We start from the raw sequence: 17,104 nt of genomic DNA on the forward strand, positions 1-17,104 counted from the left end.
TCCTCAGGCTGATCCGGGTCCCCCGGTCAGGCCCGGAAAGGCCATGGTATCGACCCTGGGCGCCGACCTCGCCCGGGGACCGGGTCTGTCCACAACGTGGAACGGGCACCCGGTGTTCCCGGGTGCCCGTTCCACGCGTCCGCTGAGCCCTGTGAAGCCGCTCAGAGTGTGATCAGGCACTCCAGCGGGGCGCCTCGGAGGGCCGGCTCCAGGCGGGCGCGGCCGCCGAGGAAGCCAAGTTCCAGCAGTATGGCGATGCCCGCGATCCGCGCGCCCGCACGGCGGATCAGCTCCAGCGAGGCCTCCGCTGTGCCACCGGTGGCAAGCACGTCGTCGATGACCATGACACGGTCGTCGGCACCCAGGTCCTCGGCGTGCACCTCGATCTCGGCTGAGCCGTACTCCAGGTCGTACGCCTGCGACAGGGTCGCTCCGGGGAGCTTGCCCGCCTTGCGCACCGGGATGAAGCCCATGCCCGCCTTGACCGCGACAGGGGCGGCCAGGATGAAGCCGCGCGCCTCAAGCCCGACGATCTTGGTCGCGCCCCGGCGTACGCACAACTCGGCGAGCGTGTCGGTGAGCACCGCGAACGCCTGCGGATCCGCGAGCAGCGGGGTGATGTCCTTGAACAGCACCCCCTGCTTCGGATAGTCCCGCACGTCGCGGATGCGGCTGAGCAGCAGTTCGCGGGTCGCTCCCGTCATCGGCGCTTCCCCGGCGACGGACGCCCGCGACCGCGCTCACGCTGGCCGACCACGGCGCCCGTGGCGGGTGCCGTTGGCTCGCGACGCCCGCCCTGGACACCCTCCGTTGAGGTGTCGCCGTCAAGGGACTCGCCCTTGGCCGCGGCAGCCGCGCGCTTGGCGAGGACCCGCTTGCGCAGGGCCTTCATCTGCGGCTCGCGCTCCTTCAGGTCGGCGACCAGCGGAGTCGCGATGAAGATCGACGAGTAGGCACCTGCGGCGAGACCGACGAACAGCGACAGCGAGATGTCGTTGAGCATGCCTGCCCCGAGGAAGCCGCCGCCGATGAACAGCAGACCGGCGACCGGCAGCAGCGCCACCACGGTGGTGTTGATCGACCGCACCAGGGTGCCGTTGATCGAGCGGTTGGCGATCTCGCCGTAGGTCCAGCGGGTCTGCTTGGTGATGTCCTTCGTGCCTTCCTTGAGGCTGTCGAAGACGACCACCGTGTCGTACAGCGAATAGCCGAGGATGGTCAGCAGACCGATCACGGTGCCCGGTGTGACCTCGAAGCCGACCAGCGCGTACACACCGACCGTGATCGTGAGGTCGTGGATCAGGGCGATCAGCGCGGCGACCGCCATGCGCCACTCGAAGGCGATGGCCAGATAGATCACCACGAGGAACATGAACACGCCAAGGCCGATCCATGCCTTGTTGGCGATCTGCTCACCCCAGCTGGGACCGACGACCTCGTCGTTGATCTGGTTCGGGGGGACCTTCAGCTCGTCAGCGAGTGAGTCCAGAACCTTCTCGGCCTGGGCGCCGTCCACCTCGCTGACCTGGATGCGCATGCTGCCGTTGCCGAGCTTCTGCACGATCGCCGGATGCCCCGAGGCCTCCTGAGCGGCCTCCTGGGCCTGGGAGACCGAGATCGAGGTGGCCTTCTCGACGGTGAAGACGGCACCGCCCTTGAACTCGATACCCATGTTGAGACCCCGCACCGCCAAGCCGACGATGGCCGTGATGGTGATCAGGATCGAGATGCCGTACCAGATCTTCCGCTTGCCGACGAAGTCGTAGCCGACCTCACCGCGGTAGAGCCGGGCGCCGAGATTGCCGAGTCGCGACATCTCACGCCTCCTTCGGGTCGACGGGGGCGGATGCGCGCCGGGAACGGCGCAGCGGGGGCTGGGCACCGAGCCTCTTCGGGTCGAGACCGGACCACGGGTGACCGCTCGCGAAGAACTTGGTGCGCGCCAGGATCGTCATCAGCGGCTTCGTGAAGAAGAACACCACGACCACGTCGAGCACGGTGGTCAGACCGAGGGTGAAGGCGAAGCCCTGGACCTTGCCGACGGTGACGACGAAGAGCACCGCGGCGGCCAGGAACGACACGAAGTCGGAGACCAGGATGGTGCGCCGGGCACGAGGCCAGGCACGCTCGACGGCCGGACGCAGCGTGCGGCCCTCGCGGATCTCGTCACGGATGCGCTCGAAGTACACGATGAACGAGTCCGCGGTGATGCCGATGGCGACGATGGCGCCGCAGACCGCGGGGAGGTTCAGTGCGAAGCCGATGGCCGGGCCGAGCAGCGACATCAGGGTGTAGGTCAGGATCGCCGAGACCAGCAGGCTGAGCAGGGCGACGATCGACAGACCGCGGTAGTACGCCAGCAGGTAGATCACGACCAGCGCGAGGCCGACGGCGCCCGCGAGGAGGCCGGCCTTGAGCTGCTCCCCGCCGAGCGCGGGGCTGACGGTGGTGACGGTCTCGGTCTTGAACGTCAGCGGGAGCGCACCGTAGCTCAGGATGTTCCCCAGCTCTTGGGCGGACTGCTGGGTGAAGCTTCCGGTGATCTCCGCGGAGCCGCTCAGCGTGGAGCTGACCGATGGGGCCGACACCACGTCACCGTCGAGGACGATGGCGAACTGGTTCATCGGAGGCTGCTGCTGCGACAGCTTGCTGGTGATGGCCGCGAACTTCTTCGAGCCGGAGCTCGTGAAGTCCATGTTGACCTTCCAGATGCCGCGCTGCGCGTCCAGCACGCCCTCGGCGGAGTCGACGTCCTTGCCGTCCACCTCGGCCGGGCCGAGCAGGTACTTCTCCCACTGGTCGGCGCTGTTCTTGCCGCAGGCGACGATGGTGTCCTCGGGCTTGGTGCCCTTGGCGACGTTGGCGCGCTGCTTCGGGTCCAGACAGTTCAACTCGGTGAACTTCTTCTGGAGCGCGGCCTCCGAGGCGGAGGGAGTCGGAGGCGTGCTGGGAGTGGCGCCCGGCTTGCCGGAGGGCGCGGTGGACGCCTTGGCCGAGGGAGAGCTGCTCGGGCCAGGCGAAGGGGCCTTCAGCGCGTCGGTCACCGCGCGGCCCTGGGGGCTCGCGCTGGGCTTGCCGGAGGGAGCGTTCGCCTTGGGCGTGCTGTCGCTCGGCTTCGCCGACGGTGCGGCGCTGGGCTTGGTGCCCGCCGCGGACGGTGCGGCGCTGGGCTTGGTGCCCGGGGTACCGCTCTGGGCAGGCTCAGGCGTCACCGGCGCCCCGGCGGCCACGGCGAGGACGGGGCGGAAGTACAGCCGGGCGGTCGTGCCCACCTGCTTCTTCGCCTGCTCCGAGTTCGTACCCTTGGGGATGTTGACGATGATGTTCTGGTCGCCCTGGGTCTGTACCTCGGCCTCGGAAACGCCCAGACCGTTGACACGGCGTTCGATGATCCCGACCGCGGTGTTCATGTTGGTCGGGTTGACCGCGCTCTCCTTGCCGGCTTCCGGCACGGCCTTGAGCGTGATCGTCGTACCGCCGGCGAGGTCGATGCCGAGGCGCGGGGTGGTCTCCCCCGACCAGAACATCCCACCGACCAGAGCGGCCATCACGATCAGGAGCAAAGCCAGGGTGCGCCCTGGCTTTCCCTGACCGGAGGGCGCCCTTCGGCCCTTCTTCGGTGCTGCCACCTTCTCGATTCTCCCTGTCCAACCGCTGCGCGCCGATGGTGCGACGGAGCGGCCACGAAGTGTAGTGGGGACCTGCCCCCGCAGTGGTCGGCACGAACCGGGGACCGCAGGCTGCGCCCCAGGCGCGCCGCGGTCCCCCGGTCGTCGTTACTTCGCGTCGGCGTCGCCGTCGGTCTTCTTCGCGTCGTCCACGGCGACGTCCTTGGCCTCGGGCACGGAGGGGGCGTTGTCCGCCTCGTCCTTCTTGCCCAGGTCGATCTTGCCATCCTCGGCGCCGGCATCGTCGCCAGGGGCATCGGTGAGCGAGGAGGCGTCGTCCGGAACGATCGGGGCGTCACCCTTCAGGGCGTCGTCTCCGTCGCCGTGCACGATCCGGTTGTACTCGTCGTCGTCGAGGACGGCCCCGATGGCGTTCTTGGCGAACATCAGGTGGACGCCCGGTGCGGCCTCGAGGAGGACCGTGTCGTCGTTGACGTCCTTGACGGTCGCGTAGAGCCCCCCGATGGTCCGCACGCCGCTACCGGGCTGCATCTGGTTGCGCATCGTCACCGCCTGCTGCTGCTTCTTCTTGGCAGAGCGGGTCATCAGGAACATGGCCCCGATGAGCACGATGAAAGGGAGGAGCATGCCGATGTTATTCACGGGACGGAGTCCTTCGCACGACCGCGGTGAGTGGCGGCCTGATCTACGGGGGTGGGCAGCCGACCGCGACAGACAGGTCGGCATCGGCGGAGTCTAAGCGAGTCCGCATCGATGGAACAACGCCCAGCATGGCACCGTGGTTCCCCACCGGGCGACCGTCCGCGCCGTCAGACGCCGAACAGGCCCTGCTGCCCACCGGCGCCGTGCTGCGGAGGAACGAGCCCCAGATGTGCCCATGCCGCGGGGGTGGCGACCCGTCCGCGCGGGGTTCTGGCCAACAGTCCCTCCCGTACCAGGAACGGTTCGGCGACCTCCTCGACCGTCTCCCGCTCCTCCCCCACCGCCACAGCCAGCGTGGACAGGCCCACCGGACCGCCTCCGAACAGCTTGAGCAAGGCCCGGAGCACGGCGCGGTCGAGCCGGTCGAGTCCGCGGCTGTCGACCTCGTAGACCGCGAGGGCGGCGCCGGCGATCTCGCTGTTGATCCGGCCGTCGGCCTTGACCTGCGCATAGTCCCGGACCCGGCGCAGCAGCCGGTTGGCGATTCGGGGCGTGCCACGGGACCGTCCGGCGATCTCCGCGGCCCCGTCCGTGTCGATGGCCACATCGAGCAGCTGGGCGGAGCGGTGGATGACGCGCTGGAGCTCGGTCGGCTCGTAGAACTCCATATGGGCGGTGAAGCCGAAGCGGTCACGCAGCGGCGGCGGCAGCAGCCCGGCCCTGGTGGTGGCGCCGACCAGGGTGAACGGCGGCAGTTCCAGGGGGATCGCGGTGGCGCCTGGCCCCTTGCCGACGATCACGTCGACCCGGAAGTCCTCCATCGCCATGTAGAGCATTTCCTCGGCGGGCCTGGACATCCGGTGGATCTCGTCCAGGAAGAGCACCTCGCCCTCCTGAAGGGACGAGAGGATGGCTGCGAGATCACCCGCGTGCTGGATGGCGGGCCCGCTGGTGATCCTGATCGGGGCGCCCATCTCGGCGGCAATGATCATGGAGAGGGTGGTCTTGCCGAGTCCCGGCGCTCCGGAGAGCAGCACATGGTCGGCGGTGGCGCCGCGGGCCAGCGCCGCCTTCAGGACCAGATCGAGCTGCTCTCGCACCCGCTCCTGCCCCACGAACTCGTCCAGCGATTTGGGGCGCAAGGCGGCCTCGACGGCCTGGTCCTCGCCGTCGGCGGAAGCGCCGACGAGCCGCGCTTCGGCGCCTTCTTCGGTCGGCGCTGCGGTGTCGTCGTCCCAGTTCACAGTGGATCGCCTCGGGTGGAGTGTCAGCGGGTGCGGTTCAGGGTCTGGAGGGCGGCCTTGAGCAACTGACCGATCTGCGGCGCTCCGTCGGCGGCCTCGGCGAGCGGGGTGACGGCGCTGACGGCCTCGTCGGCCTCACGGGTGGCGTAACCGAGGCCGATCAGGGCGGCGTGGAGTTGGTCGCCCCAGGACTGGGTGACGGGTGCGCCGACCGCGCGGGACGCGGAGCCGATGGGCTCGCCGAGACGGTCCCTCAGCTCCAACAGCAGTTTCTGGGCGCCCTTCTTGCCGATGCCGGGTACCGCGGTGAGAGCCTTCTCGTCACCCGTGGCCACCGCACGGCGCAGAGCGTCCGGGCTGTGTACGGCGAGCATCGCCTGGGCGAGGCGCGGGCCGACGCCACTGGCCGTCTGGAGCAGTTCGAATACCTGCCGCTCGTCGTCGTCGGCGAATCCATAGAGGGTGAGCGAGTCCTCACGCACCACCAACGAGGTGGCCAGTGTGGCCTCTTGACCGATCCTCAGGCCGGACAGGGTGTCGGGCGTGCACTGCACGGCCATGCCGACGCCGCCGACCTCGATCACAGCCGTCGTCGGGGCGAGGGCGGCAACGGGGCCCCTCACAAAGGCGATCATTCGCTGCGGCCTCTCCTTGCGTGGTGTGCGGCGACCGCCTGCCGGAGGCGGTTCTGCGCGGGTGCGCGCCAGATATGGCAGATGGCGAGCGCGAGCGCGTCCGCAGCGTCGGCCGGTTTCGGCGGCGCGTCCAGTCGCAACAGCCGGGTCACCATGGCGCCGACCTGCGCCTTGTCGGCCCGGCCGCTGCCGGTGACGGCGGCCTTCACCTCACTGGGGGTGTGCAGCACGACGGGCAGTCCGCGGCGGGCCGCACACAGCATGGCGACGGCACTTGCCTGGGCCGTGCCCATCACCGTCCGCACATTGTGCTGACTGAACACCCGCTCCACCGCGACCACTTCGGGCCGGTGGGTGTCCAGCCACTCCTCCATGCCGCGCTCGATGGCGACCAGGCGGTGGCTGGTGTCCGCATCCGCAAGGGTGCGCACCACGCCGGCGCCGATCATGGTCAGCGGACGGCCCGCGACACCGTCGACCACGCCGACACCGCAACGGGTCAGCCCCGGGTCCACCCCCAGCACTCGCACACGCCACCCCCTCTCAGCCAACTGTTCGCGCAGGCTACCGGCTCGCACTGACAACGCCCCGCAACGCGACGGGCCGACGGGGCATGCGTCCCCGTCGGCCCGTCGCGAGAAGCGGGATCAGGCGTCGACCTTCTCCATGACGTCGTCGGAGACGTCGAAGTTGGCGAAGACGTTCTGGACGTCGTCGCTGTCCTCCAGCGCGTCGATCAGCTTGAAGATCTTGCGCGCGCCCTCCTCGTCCAGCTCGACCTGCATGGTCGGGACGAAGTTGGCCTCGGCGGAGTCGTAGTCGATACCGGCGTCCTGGAGCGCGGTGCGCACCGCGACCAGGTCGGTGGCCTCGCTGATGACCTCGAAGCCCTCGCCGAGGTCGTTGACCTCCTCGGCACCGGCGTCGAGCACCGCGCCGAGCACGTCGTCCTCGGTCAGCTCCCCCTTCGGGAGGACGACGACGCCCTTCCGGTTGAAGAGGTACGAAACCGAGCCGGGGTCGGCCATCGAGCCGCCGTTGCGGGTCATGGCCACCCGCACGTCGGAAGCGGCTCGGTTCCGGTTGTCGGTGAGGCACTCGATGAGCACCGCGACACCGTTCGGGCCGTAGCCCTCGTACATGATCGTCTCGTAGTCGGCGCCGCCCGCCTCGAGACCGGCACCGCGCTTGACCGCGGAGTCGATGTTCTTGTTGGGCACCGACTGCTTCTTCGCCTTCTGGATGGCGTCGAAGAGCGTGGGGTTGCCCTCCACGTCCGCACCACCGGTGCGGGCCGCGACCTCGATGTTCTTGATCAGCTTCGCGAAGAGCTTGCCGCGCTTGGCGTCGATCACGGCCTTCTTGTGCTTCGTCGTGGCCCATTTAGAGTGGCCGGACATCTGCCTGTCTCCTTCGCGTAACCCATCCCTGCTGTGTCCGTCTGTGATCCTACCGGGACCGGGTCACCGCGCGGAGCGCACCATGTCGACGAACAGGGCGTGGACCCGGTGGTCACCGGTCAGTTCCGGATGGAACGAGGTGGCCAGCGCGTTTCCCTGCCGTACGGCGACGATGTGGCCGCCGTGTTCGGCGAGCACCTCGGCCTCCGCGCCGACGGACTCCACCCACGGCGCGCGGATGAAGACGCCCTCGACGGGTCCGTCCTCGATGCCCTTGACGTCGACCGCCGCCTCGAAGGACTCGTTCTGGCGCCCGAAGGCGTTACGGCGCACGATCATGTCGATACCGCCGATGGTCTCCTGACCCGAGCGCGGGTCGAGGATCTTCTCGGCGAGAATGATCAGACCCGCGCAGGTGCCGTACACCGGCATGCCCGCGCGCACACGCTCACGCAGCGGCTCCATCAGCCCGAAGAGGTGGGCCAGTTTGGAGATGGTGGTGGATTCACCGCCGGGGATGACGAGGCCGTCGACCTCGGAGAGTTCCTCGGGACGCCTGACCGGCCTGGCCACGGCATCCGCCGCGGCCAGGGCGATCAGGTGCTCCCGTACGTCGCCCTGGAGGGCCAGGACACCGATGAGGGGAGTGTCGCTCATGGTTGGTTACCAGCCGCGGTTGGCGTAGCGCTCGGTCTCGGGGAGGGTGTCGCAGTTGATGCCGACCATGGCCTCGCCCAGGTTGCGGGAGGCGTCCGCGATGATCTTCGGGTCGTCGTAGAAGGTGGTGGCCTTCACGATGGCGGCAGCGCGCTTGGCCGGGTCGCCCGACTTGAAGATGCCGGAGCCGACGAAGACGCCCTCGGCACCGAGCTGGCGCATCAGCGCGGCATCGGCAGGGGTGGCGACGCCACCGGCGGAGAACAGCACGACCGGCAGCTTGCCGAGCTCGGCGACCTCCTTGACCAGCTCGTACGGGGCGCGCAGCTCCTTGGCCGCGGCGTACAGCTCGTGGTTGTCGAAGCCGCGCAGCTTGGCGATCTCGTTCTTGATCTGACGCAGGTGGCGCACGGCCTCCACGACGTTGCCGGTGCCGGCCTCGCCCTTGGAACGGATCATGGCCGCACCCTCGGCGATACGGCGCAGGGCCTCGCCCAGGTTGGTGGCACCGCAGACGAACGGGGTGGTGAAGGACCACTTGTCGGAGTGGTTGACCTCGTCGGCCGGGGTGAGGACCTCGGACTCGTCGATGTAGTCGACACCGAGGGACTGGAGCACCTGAGCCTCGACGAAGTGGCCGATCCGGGACTTGGCCATCACCGGGATGGAGACGGCCTCGATGATGCCCTCGATCATGTCGGGGTCCGACATCCGGGCCACGCCGCCGTCCTTGCGGATGTCCGCCGGCACCCGCTCCAGGGCCATGACCGCCACGGCACCCGCGTCCTCGGCGATCTTCGCCTGCTCAGGGGTGACGACATCCATGATCACGCCGCCCTTGAGCTGCTCGGCCATGCCGCGCTTGACGCGGGCGGTGCCGGTCTCGGGGGACTGGGGCGTGGTGGGAAGCGTGCTGGACACGATCGACCTCATTCGGTGAAGACGGGGTTTGTTGCGATGGTGCTCCGCACGAGGAAACAGCGACGACGCAGGCCACTGCAAGGGCCAATGGTGACCGTGTGGCTCGTTTTCCCGGGAGCACGCGCCCGCGGGTGGCGCTTCGCGGTGTGCAGCATTCCGGCCGTCCGCACTCCTCCCGCGGGGGGCAAGGGGGCCGAGTCAGGCAGGGCGGTCCGCGAGTGCGGTCGGGGGCTCGTCGTCCATCTCGAACGCCAGCGGGAACGGGGCGTGTCCGGCGAGCCGGAACCAGCGGACCTTGCGGTGCCGGCGCAGTGCGCGGGCGGCCCGTACGGCATCGTTGTGGAACCTGCGGGCCATGGGGACGCGCCGCACCGCCGCACCGAGCTCGTTCGCGGCATCGTCGCCGCCCGGAGCCTCGCGTACCGCCTCGACCTGCTCCCGTTCGCCGAACACGGCGCGCAGGGCCTGGCTGAGCTCGCTCTCCGCGACCTCACGGTGCTCCTCATCGGCCTGGCGCGCGGCGTGTGCGGCCTCGTACAGCACGATCGAGGACGCGGGATCCAGCACGCCGGACGTGGCGAGCTCCTGTGTGACCGATGCGCGCCGCAGCAACTGGGCGTCGAGCGCGGCCCGGGCGGCGTCGATCCTGGCGTGCAGACGGTCGAGACGGCCTGCGGTCCAGCTCAGGTAGAGCCCGATGAGGACGAGCGCGACGAGGATCCAGATCAAGGTTGCGGTCACGGCGGGCAAGGCTACCGCTCACTGTTCGGAGTCCCCGACCACGACCCCGACGTCCGGCTCACGGCGACGGGCACCCCCGGCAGGCCGGGCACACCGGGGGCCCCAGCGGTGCGGGCACACCGCGAAAACCGGCCTGATCCCCACCGAAGGACCCTCACCTGTCAGTCCCGGGCAAGGCCGAAGCGGGCCATCAGGCCCGGCCGTTCCACTGCCGCCACCGACGCCGCGCCGTCCGTCACCGTCTCGTACACCGCGAGGATGTCCGCGCCGACCGTCGACCAGTCGAAGCGCCGCACATGCGCGCTGCCTCGCGCGCGGAGTTCCTCCCGGCGTGCCGGGTCCGCCAGCAGCCGCAGCGCCGCGGCGGCGAGGGCGTCGGCGTCCTCGTTGGCGAAGAGCTCGCCGGCCGCGCCCTGGTCCAGGACCTGGGCGAAGGCGTCCAGGTCGGAGGCGAGCACCGGCGCGCCCGCCGAGAGGGCTTCGACCAGGATGATCCCGAAGCTCTCACCGCCCGTATTGGGGGCGACGTAGACATCGACACTGCGCAGCAGCCGCGCCTTGTCCTCGTCACTCACCATGCCGAGGAACTCGACGCGTGAGCGCATCTCGGCGGGGAGGGAGGCGACCGCCTCCTCCTCGTCGCCGCGCCCAGCGACCAGCAGCCGGGTCTCCGGGCGCTCGGCGAGGATCTCCGGGAAGGCCTTCATCAGCACCGGCAGGCCTTTGCGGGGCTCGTCGATGCGGCCGATGAAGCCGATGGTGCTCCCCCCGGCTTCGCCGTGGGCGTCTCCGCCCTGCCACTCGGCCTTGGGCTCCGCCTTGGCGAAGAAGTCCACGTCGACGCCGTTCGGGATCACGACCGCGTCTCCGCCCAGGTGCTCCACCAACGTCCGGCGGGCGTACTCGCTGACCGCGATACGGGCGTTGATCTTCTCCAGCGCGGGCTGGAGGATCGGGTACGCCGCGATCATCGCCCGCGACCTCGGGTTGGAGGTGTGGAAGGTCGCGACGATCGGGCCCTGGGCCGCCCAGCAGGTCAGCAGACCGAGCGAGGGCGAGGCGGGCTCGTGGATGTGGATGACGTCGAAGGTGCCCTCATGCAGCCAGCGCCGTACGCGTGCTGCGGAGAGGAAGCCGAAGTTCAGCCGCGCGACCGAGCCGTTGTAGGGCACGGGCACCGCGCGGCCGGCGGACACCACATAGGGCGGCAGAGGGGTGTCGTCGTCGGCGGGGGCGAGCACGGACACCTGGTGGCCCAGCCTGATCAGGTGCTCCGCCAGGTCCCTGATGTGGAACTGCACGCCTCCCGGCACATCCCAGGAGTACGGGCAGACGATGCCGATCCTCATGCCCGCGGCTCCTCGAGGTCCGCGAGCCAAAGACGCTGGAGCATGTGCCAGTCCTCCGGGTGTTCGGCGATTCCGGTGGCGTAGGCATCCGCCAGCGCCTGTGTCATGACAGACGTCTTCTCGGCCCGGGTACCCGCCTCGGGTACGTCGACGGGCGGGTGCACGCGCCCCTGCATGACGCCGGTGTCGTCGTACCAGAGGGTGACCGGCAGGAGCAGGGCGCCGGTCTGCTGGGCGAGCAGGGCGGGTCCGGCCGGCATGCGGGCCGTTTCACCGAAGAACTTCACCTCGATGCCCGATGCGGACAGATCGCGGTCGGCGACCAGGCAGACCAGGCCGCCTTCGCGCAGCCGCCGCGCGAGGGTGCCGAAGGCGGAGCCGCCGACGTGCGGCAGCACCTCCATGCCGAGGGACTCGCGGTAGGCGACGAATCGGTCGTACAGGCTCTCGGGCCTGAGACGTTCGGCGACCGTGGTGAACGGGGTGTCCAGAGCGCGGGTGAGCCAGACCCCGGCGAGGTCGTAGTTGGCCATGTGGGGCAGCGCGAGCACGACGCCGCGGTCCGACGCGATGCCGTCGGTGAGCCGGTGGACGTCATTGATGTGGACGCTGCGTGCGACTCGTTCCCGATCCCAGGCGGGCAGCCGGAAGGACTCCATCCAGTAGCGCATGTAAGAGCGCATCCCGGCCTTGGAGAGCTCGGCGAGCCGCTGGGGTCCGGCGTCGGGGACGACCCTGGCGAGGTTGGACTCCAGGCGCAGCACGCCCTTGCCCCGGCGCTTCCAGACGGTGTCGGCGATGGTCCTGCCGAGCCCTGTCGCGGCGCGTTCGGGGAGTTTCTTGACCGCGGACCAGCCCAGTCCGTACAGCGCGTCGGTCAGACGTTCCTTCATGAAGCAGCCCCGTTCCCCTCCGGCGACGCCCCCGCGTCCGCCTCCGCCGCCTCGCGGCGTACCGTCACCACTCGCTGCCCCAGGGTCACCAGCGACCCGACCGCCACGATCCAGAGCGCGATCGGCAGGAGGATCTGGACGCCCGGCACGCCGAAGGCGTGCAGCCCGGCGAGACCTGCCGCGACCAGCGAGATGACCAGCCGCTCGGCGCGCTCGACCAGTCCGTTCACGGCCACCGGCAGTCCGATGGACTCGCCGCGCGCCTTGGTGTACGAGACGACCTGTCCGCTGGCCAGGCAGAAGATGGCCACCGCGCACATCATGTTGTCGGCGCCCTTGCCCGCGTACCAGAGGGCGAATCCGCCGAAGATCGCCCCGTCCGCCACCCGGTCCAGAGTGGAGTCGAGGAAGGCGCCCCAGCGGCTGGAGGTCCCGGCCTGACGCGCCATGTTCCCGTCGACGAGGTCCGAGAACACGAACAGCGTGATGACGATGGTGCCCCAGAAGAAGTCTCCGCGCGGGAAGAACACCAGCGCCCCGACCATCACCCCGGCCGTGCCGATGAGCGTGACCGCGTCGGGGCTCACCCCCCGGCGGAGCAGAAACGCGGCGAACGGCGTGAGGACACGCGTGAAGAACGCACGCGCGTACTTGTTCAGCATGGCCTTCCCGGGGTTCGGTGGGCCGGGCGGCCCTGGTGGCCACCGGCTGGCCCATCGTAGTCAAGGCGTTCCCGGGCAGGCGGACTCCCCCGGTCACGTACGACGTATGGACGCACCGTGAAGGGAGTGGAAAGCTCGAAAGACCACCGCGGGCATGTGCCGGAGCGTCCGTTCGTTCCGGCCGGGGGTTCCCCCGACACGGCGCCCCCGGGTCCGCGCCCTCACCTCACCGTGCACGCAGTCGGGAGGAACGAATCATGGGCGACAAGGCAAACGCACACCCCGGAGCCGCCGGCAGGGCTACGACGGCCGACCGGCCCTCATCCGTACGGAATGTGGTGCTGGTCGGCCACAGCGGCTCGGGCAAGACGACGCTGGTCGAGGCCCTCGCGCTGACCGCGGGAGCGGTCAACAGGGCGGGCCGGGTCGAGGATGGCGGGACGGTCTCGGACTACGACGAGATCGAGCACCGCCAGCAGCGTTCCGTACAGCTCAGCCTCGTCCCGGTCGAATGGGGCGGGTGCAAGGTCAATCTGCTGGACACCCCCGGATACGCCGACTTCGTCGGGGAACTCAGGGCCGGTCTGCGAGCCGCGGACGCGGCCCTTTTCGTGGTTTCCGCGGCTCAGGAGGCGGACGCCGTGGCCGCTTCCACCCGGATGATGTGGGAGGAGTGCGCCGCCGTCGGCATGCCGCGGGCCATCGTGGTCACCCACCTGGACACGGCTCGCACCGGCTATGACGACCTCACCCGGATCTGTGGGCAGATCTTCGGCGGCGACGACCCCGACGCCGTGCTGCCGCTCTATCTGCCTCTGTACGGCCCCGAGGCCGCGGACGGGCACGCACCGGTGACGGGTCTGATCGGGCTGCTGACACAGAAGCTGTTCGACTACTCGGGCGGGGCCCGGGCCGAGCAGGCACCCTCGCAGGACCAGGTGCCGCTGATCGAGGAGTCACGTAACCGGCTCATCGAGGGCATCATCGCGGAGAGCGAGGACGAGACCCTCATGGACCGCTATCTGGGCGGCGAGGAGATCGACCTCAAGACGCTGATCGACGACCTGGAGAAGGCCGTCGCCCGGGGCGCCTTCCATCCGGTGCTGTTCGCCGCACCCGCCGCCGACGGCGGGAAGCAGGGGCTCGGCACCGTGGAGCTGCTGGAGCTGATCACGGGCGGATTCCCGACGCCGCTGGAGCGGGAGGCACCGGCCGTCACCACCCCCGACGGCGTGCCCCGTCCGGCCATCAGCTGCGATCCCGACGGGCCGCTGGTCGCCGAGGTGGTCAGGACCGCGTCCGACCCCTATGTGGGGCGGCTGTCACTGGTGCGGGTGTTCTCGGGGACACTGCGCGCGGACGAGACCGTGCATGTCTCCGGGCACGGTCTGACCGACCGCGGCCATGAGGACCATGACGTGGACGAGCGGGTGGGGGCGTTGAGCTCCCCGTTCGGCAAGCATCAACGCACCATGAGTGCCTGTATCGCGGGCGATCTCGCCTGTGTCGCCAAACTGTCGCGGGCGGAGACCGGCGACACGCTCTCGGCGAAGGACGACCCGCTGCTGATGGAGCCCTGGGCGATGCCGGACCCGCTGCTGCCGCTGGCCATACAGGCCCACAGCAAGGCGGACGAGGACCGGCTGTCGCAGGGCTTGTCCCGGCTGGCCGCCGAGGATCCGACGATGCGGCTGGAGCAGAACCAGGACACGCACCAAGTGGTGCTGTGGTGTCTGGGTGAGGCCCATATGGATGTGGCGCTGGAGCGGCTGCGCAGCCGGTACGGCGTGCAGGTCGACGTCGTGCCGCACAAGGTGTCGCTGCGGGAGACGTTCGGCGAGCGGTCGGCGGGGCGCGGCCGTCACGTGAAGCAGTCGGGTGGACACGGGCAGTACGCGATCTGTGAGATCGAGGTCGAGCCGCTGCCGGCCGGTTCGGGCATCGAGTTCGTGGACAAGGTCGTGGGCGGCGCGGTGCCGCGCCAGTTCATCCCGTCCGTGGAGAAGGGCATCAAGGCACAGGCGGCGAAGGGGGTCGCGGCGGGTTATCCGCTGGTCGACGTGAGGGTGACGCTGCTGGACGGCAAGGCGCACTCGGTGGACTCGTCCGATGCCGCGTTCCAGACGGCGGGCGCGCTGGCGCTGCGTGAGGCGGCCGCCGAAGCGCGGATCCATCTGCTGGAGCCTGTGGCCGAGTTGCAGGTGATGGTGCCCGACGAGTACGTGGGCGCGGTCATGAGTGATCTGTCGGGCCGCCGTGGCCGGGTGGTCGGCACCGAACAGGCAGGCCAAGGCCGGACGCTCGTACGAGCGGAGGTGCCCGAGATCGAGATCGGGAGGTACGCGGTCGATCTGCGGTCGATCTCGCACGGTACGGGGAGCTTCGACCGCTCGTATGCCCGACACGAGGCGATGCCACCGCAGTTGGCAGGCAAGGTCAGGGAGCAGGTCAAGGCAGCTTAGGAGTTGCGTGTGCCGTCCGCCGTATCACCGTACGGCGGGCGGCATTTCATGGCGGTGAGACGGAAGCAGCAGGTCCTCGCTACGCTGGGGTGCCCAGCTCAGAAGGTGTGCGGGGCGCGGTGGTGGGGAACAGGTCGCAGTGCCGGAGGATTTCGGCGACTACCGCGGATGCGGCGATGGGGGCGGGTGGGGTGGCGGAGCAGGCATTTGATTTCTCTCCCGGGGCGCAGGTCCCGCTCCAGGGTGCGGCCGGGCAGACGGCGGCGACGCACGCGCTCGCGTCTGCCGCGTACCGGGACGGCGAACTCGCCGAGATACTCAAGGCCAACAGCGAGTGGCACGAATCCAAGGTGGTCAAGCCGAAGATCAAGCTGTTCGAGCCGAACCTGGGCGAGGCGTTCTCCCGGGCGGTCCAGGTGCGGCTGCTCGGAGGCGCGCGCAAGCCGCTGATCCAGTCCTTCGGCACCGAGCCGCAGACCGTGGTCGAGCACGCGTTGGCGGCGAACGGGATCCGCAGGCAGCGGGACGCCAAACTCACCACGATCATGGCGGTGTTCGGGCTGCTGTTCCTGCCGGGAATGCTGCTGTGGATAGGCGCGTTCGGGCTGCGCCGGATGGTCGCCGGGGCGCATGACAAGCGGATGGGGGCACTGGGCGGGGCACTGATGGCCGGGCTCGCCCTGCTGGGGGTGATCTTCCTCCTCAAACTGCCGTTCAGCGGCTTCTGGGGCTACTACCTGCGCGGCATGATCATCGCTCCGGTGATCGGCTGGTGGCTGGCCAAGCGGATCTGCCTGGCCTCCGCCGAGGACATGCGCGCGCGCTGGGACAGTCTGCTGTCCGGCGGCGGAATCGGCGCGAAGGTCCCCGAGGCTGTGCCCGGAAACCCGAACGAGACCGCCGCGGAGCAGCTGCGCCAGGGACTCGAAGTGCTCACGGCGGAGCAGCACGCCAACTCGGTGTTCTACGCCGGCCCCAAGGGGATACTCGGCATGGGGACCCGCTGGGGCAGCTGGCAGCTCGCGGAGGAGCTGGTGGCCAAGGCGCCGGCCAAGGAGTTCCATCAGTTCCGCAGCTGGGACGTCATCAAGGTGATCCACGACCAGCTGACCCTGCTCCAGCGCGGTCCGCTGAATACGGGAGGCTTCCCGGCGCCTTCGGTGAAGCACTGGGTCGTGGTGCCCGTCGGCGAGGGCGCGACGGAGGTGGCTCGGCCCGAGGGCCAGGACGTGGACAACAGGTACCAGGTCAAACGCCACGAGATCCAGCGCATATGCGACCACCAGCAGTTCGGTAGCGGAAACCGGCACTATCTGGGTGTGCAGTTCACCCTGTGGGACGGCCAGTTGGTGATCACCATGATGATCACGGTGACGGTGCTGTACGAGACCCTGCGCATCGAAGTGACCGGTCACGCCCTCGGCCCGGTGCACTCGCTGTTCACCACCAAGCCGGCACCGAAAACCGTCGAGGTCGCCAAGACCGTGCGGTTCTGGGAGACCGAGACCCGGACCCTGCCGCTGGTGACGACCCGCGAGGTCGTGCGCCAGATGGTCAGGGCCCCGTTCTCCTGGTACCCCCCGCTGCTGGACTTCCTCGGCGGCAAGCTGGTGCTTCCCGAACCCTTCGGGCTGCGGCACGCGTGGGCGGACAAGCCCTGGCGGCACCGTTTCATGGCCGACGACGCGATGCGCGCCGCCACCCCCGTGCTGCGGGTGACACACGCTGCGGCGATGCGGGTGCTGCAGGAGAACGGGGTGGACACCGAGCGCTTCAGCAACCGCTCCCTGATCGTCAGCGGCCTGGTGCAGGACCCGATGCCACGCAAGGCCGACGCCTACGACGCGTAGGCCGTGTCCGAAGAACTCC

At 69.6% G+C, this 17,104-nt stretch carries 16 protein-coding genes; 2 read left to right on the plus strand and 14 right to left on the minus strand.

The window, feature by feature from the left end:
• Positions 1-161 precede the first annotated feature (161 nt).
• The 14 genes from V1460_RS22740 to pgsA form a co-directional block, all read right to left on the minus strand.
• Positions 162-704, minus strand: a complete 543-nt coding sequence (locus V1460_RS22740) for an adenine phosphoribosyltransferase (RefSeq protein WP_338675467.1) — start codon at positions 702-704, stop codon at positions 162-164.
• Positions 701-1,816 carry a protein translocase subunit SecF gene (secF, locus tag V1460_RS22745; RefSeq protein WP_338675468.1) on the minus strand — a complete coding sequence of 372 codons (1,116 nt, stop codon included), beginning with the start codon at positions 1,814-1,816 and terminating at the stop codon, positions 701-703. Before secF ends, V1460_RS22740 begins: the two co-directional genes overlap by 4 nt.
• A 1-nt stretch (position 1,817) precedes the next feature.
• A complete protein-coding gene (gene secD, locus V1460_RS22750; protein ID WP_338675469.1) occupies positions 1,818-3,629 on the minus strand; it encodes a protein translocase subunit SecD in 1,812 nt (603 codons plus the stop codon).
• A 147-nt stretch (positions 3,630-3,776) separates the two neighbouring features.
• Positions 3,777-4,256: a preprotein translocase subunit YajC gene (gene yajC / locus V1460_RS22755; RefSeq protein ID WP_338678159.1), complete on the minus strand. Its 480-nt coding sequence runs from the start codon at positions 4,254-4,256 to the stop codon at positions 3,777-3,779.
• A gap of 182 nt (positions 4,257-4,438) precedes the next feature.
• Positions 4,439-5,515 carry a Holliday junction branch migration DNA helicase RuvB gene (ruvB, locus tag V1460_RS22760; RefSeq protein ID WP_338675470.1) on the minus strand — a complete coding sequence of 359 codons (1,077 nt, stop codon included), beginning with the start codon at positions 5,513-5,515 and terminating at the stop codon, positions 4,439-4,441.
• Between the two features lie 23 nt (positions 5,516-5,538).
• Positions 5,539-6,150 carry a Holliday junction branch migration protein RuvA gene (gene ruvA, locus V1460_RS22765; protein ID WP_338675471.1) on the minus strand — a complete coding sequence of 204 codons (612 nt, stop codon included), beginning with the start codon at positions 6,148-6,150 and terminating at the stop codon, positions 5,539-5,541.
• Entirely contained in the window at positions 6,147-6,680 is a 534-nt protein-coding gene (gene ruvC / locus V1460_RS22770) for a crossover junction endodeoxyribonuclease RuvC (RefSeq protein WP_338675472.1), read from the minus strand. Before ruvC ends, ruvA begins: the two co-directional genes overlap by 4 nt.
• Before the next feature lie 117 nt (positions 6,681-6,797).
• The gene (locus V1460_RS22775) at positions 6,798-7,550 is read right to left on the minus strand and encodes a YebC/PmpR family DNA-binding transcriptional regulator (protein ID WP_338675473.1); all 753 of its coding nucleotides are present in this window, start codon (positions 7,548-7,550) and stop codon (positions 6,798-6,800) included.
• 63 nt (positions 7,551-7,613) lie between these two features.
• Complete coding sequence (pdxT, locus tag V1460_RS22780) at positions 7,614-8,207, minus strand: pyridoxal 5'-phosphate synthase glutaminase subunit PdxT (RefSeq protein ID WP_338675474.1); 594 nt, start codon at positions 8,205-8,207, stop codon at positions 7,614-7,616.
• Positions 8,208-8,213: 6 nt separating this feature from the next.
• Positions 8,214-9,140 (minus strand): pyridoxal 5'-phosphate synthase lyase subunit PdxS, encoded by a 927-nt coding sequence (gene pdxS / locus V1460_RS22785; protein ID WP_338675475.1) that lies wholly within the window; start codon positions 9,138-9,140, stop codon positions 8,214-8,216.
• 186 nt (positions 9,141-9,326) lie between these two features.
• Positions 9,327-9,869, minus strand: a complete 543-nt coding sequence (locus V1460_RS22790) for a hypothetical protein (protein ID WP_338675476.1) — start codon at positions 9,867-9,869, stop codon at positions 9,327-9,329.
• A 161-nt stretch (positions 9,870-10,030) separates the two neighbouring features.
• Complete coding sequence (locus V1460_RS22795) at positions 10,031-11,218, minus strand: glycosyltransferase family 4 protein (protein ID WP_338675477.1); 1,188 nt, start codon at positions 11,216-11,218, stop codon at positions 10,031-10,033.
• Entirely contained in the window at positions 11,215-12,111 is an 897-nt protein-coding gene (locus tag V1460_RS22800; protein WP_338675478.1) for a phosphatidylinositol mannoside acyltransferase, read from the minus strand. The genes V1460_RS22795 and V1460_RS22800 overlap by 4 nt, the downstream gene beginning before the upstream one ends.
• Positions 12,108-12,773 (minus strand): phosphatidylinositol phosphate synthase, encoded by a 666-nt coding sequence (pgsA, locus tag V1460_RS22805; RefSeq protein WP_338675479.1) that lies wholly within the window; start codon positions 12,771-12,773, stop codon positions 12,108-12,110. The genes V1460_RS22800 and pgsA overlap by 4 nt, the downstream gene beginning before the upstream one ends.
• 257 nt (positions 12,774-13,030) lie before the next feature.
• Here pgsA and V1460_RS22810 point away from each other — a divergent pair, with 257 nt between their 5' ends.
• Both V1460_RS22810 and V1460_RS22815 read left to right on the plus strand, forming a co-directional pair.
• Positions 13,031-15,235 (plus strand): elongation factor G-like protein EF-G2, encoded by a 2,205-nt coding sequence (locus V1460_RS22810; protein WP_338675480.1) that lies wholly within the window; start codon positions 13,031-13,033, stop codon positions 15,233-15,235.
• A 191-nt stretch (positions 15,236-15,426) separates the two neighbouring features.
• Positions 15,427-17,085, plus strand: a complete 1,659-nt coding sequence (locus V1460_RS22815) for a hypothetical protein (protein WP_338675481.1) — start codon at positions 15,427-15,429, stop codon at positions 17,083-17,085.
• Positions 17,086-17,104 lie beyond the last annotated feature (19 nt).

The sequence above is a fragment of the Streptomyces sp. SCSIO 30461 genome, assembly GCF_037023745.1.
Taxonomy (GTDB): Bacteria; Actinomycetota; Actinomycetes; order Streptomycetales; family Streptomycetaceae; genus Streptomyces.

Coding starts and splice junctions, on each gene's coding strand:
- V1460_RS22740 (WP_338675467.1), bottom strand. CDS start 704: ATGACGGGAGCGACCCGCGAACTGCTGCTCAGCCGCATCCGCGACGTG.
- V1460_RS22810 (WP_338675480.1), top strand. CDS start 13,031: ATGGGCGACAAGGCAAACGCACACCCCGGAGCCGCCGGCAGGGCTACG.
- V1460_RS22795 (WP_338675477.1), bottom strand. CDS start 11,218: ATGAGGATCGGCATCGTCTGCCCGTACTCCTGGGATGTGCCGGGAGGC.
- V1460_RS22775 (WP_338675473.1), bottom strand. CDS start 7,550: ATGTCCGGCCACTCTAAATGGGCCACGACGAAGCACAAGAAGGCCGTG.
- yajC (WP_338678159.1), bottom strand. CDS start 4,256: ATGCTCCTCCCTTTCATCGTGCTCATCGGGGCCATGTTCCTGATGACC.
- secF (WP_338675468.1), bottom strand. CDS start 1,816: ATGTCGCGACTCGGCAATCTCGGCGCCCGGCTCTACCGCGGTGAGGTC.
- pdxT (WP_338675474.1), bottom strand. CDS start 8,207: ATGAGCGACACTCCCCTCATCGGTGTCCTGGCCCTCCAGGGCGACGTA.
- V1460_RS22800 (WP_338675478.1), bottom strand. CDS start 12,111: ATGAAGGAACGTCTGACCGACGCGCTGTACGGACTGGGCTGGTCCGCG.
- pdxS (WP_338675475.1), bottom strand. CDS start 9,140: ATGAGGTCGATCGTGTCCAGCACGCTTCCCACCACGCCCCAGTCCCCC.
- ruvA (WP_338675471.1), bottom strand. CDS start 6,150: ATGATCGCCTTTGTGAGGGGCCCCGTTGCCGCCCTCGCCCCGACGACG.
- pgsA (WP_338675479.1), bottom strand. CDS start 12,773: ATGCTGAACAAGTACGCGCGTGCGTTCTTCACGCGTGTCCTCACGCCG.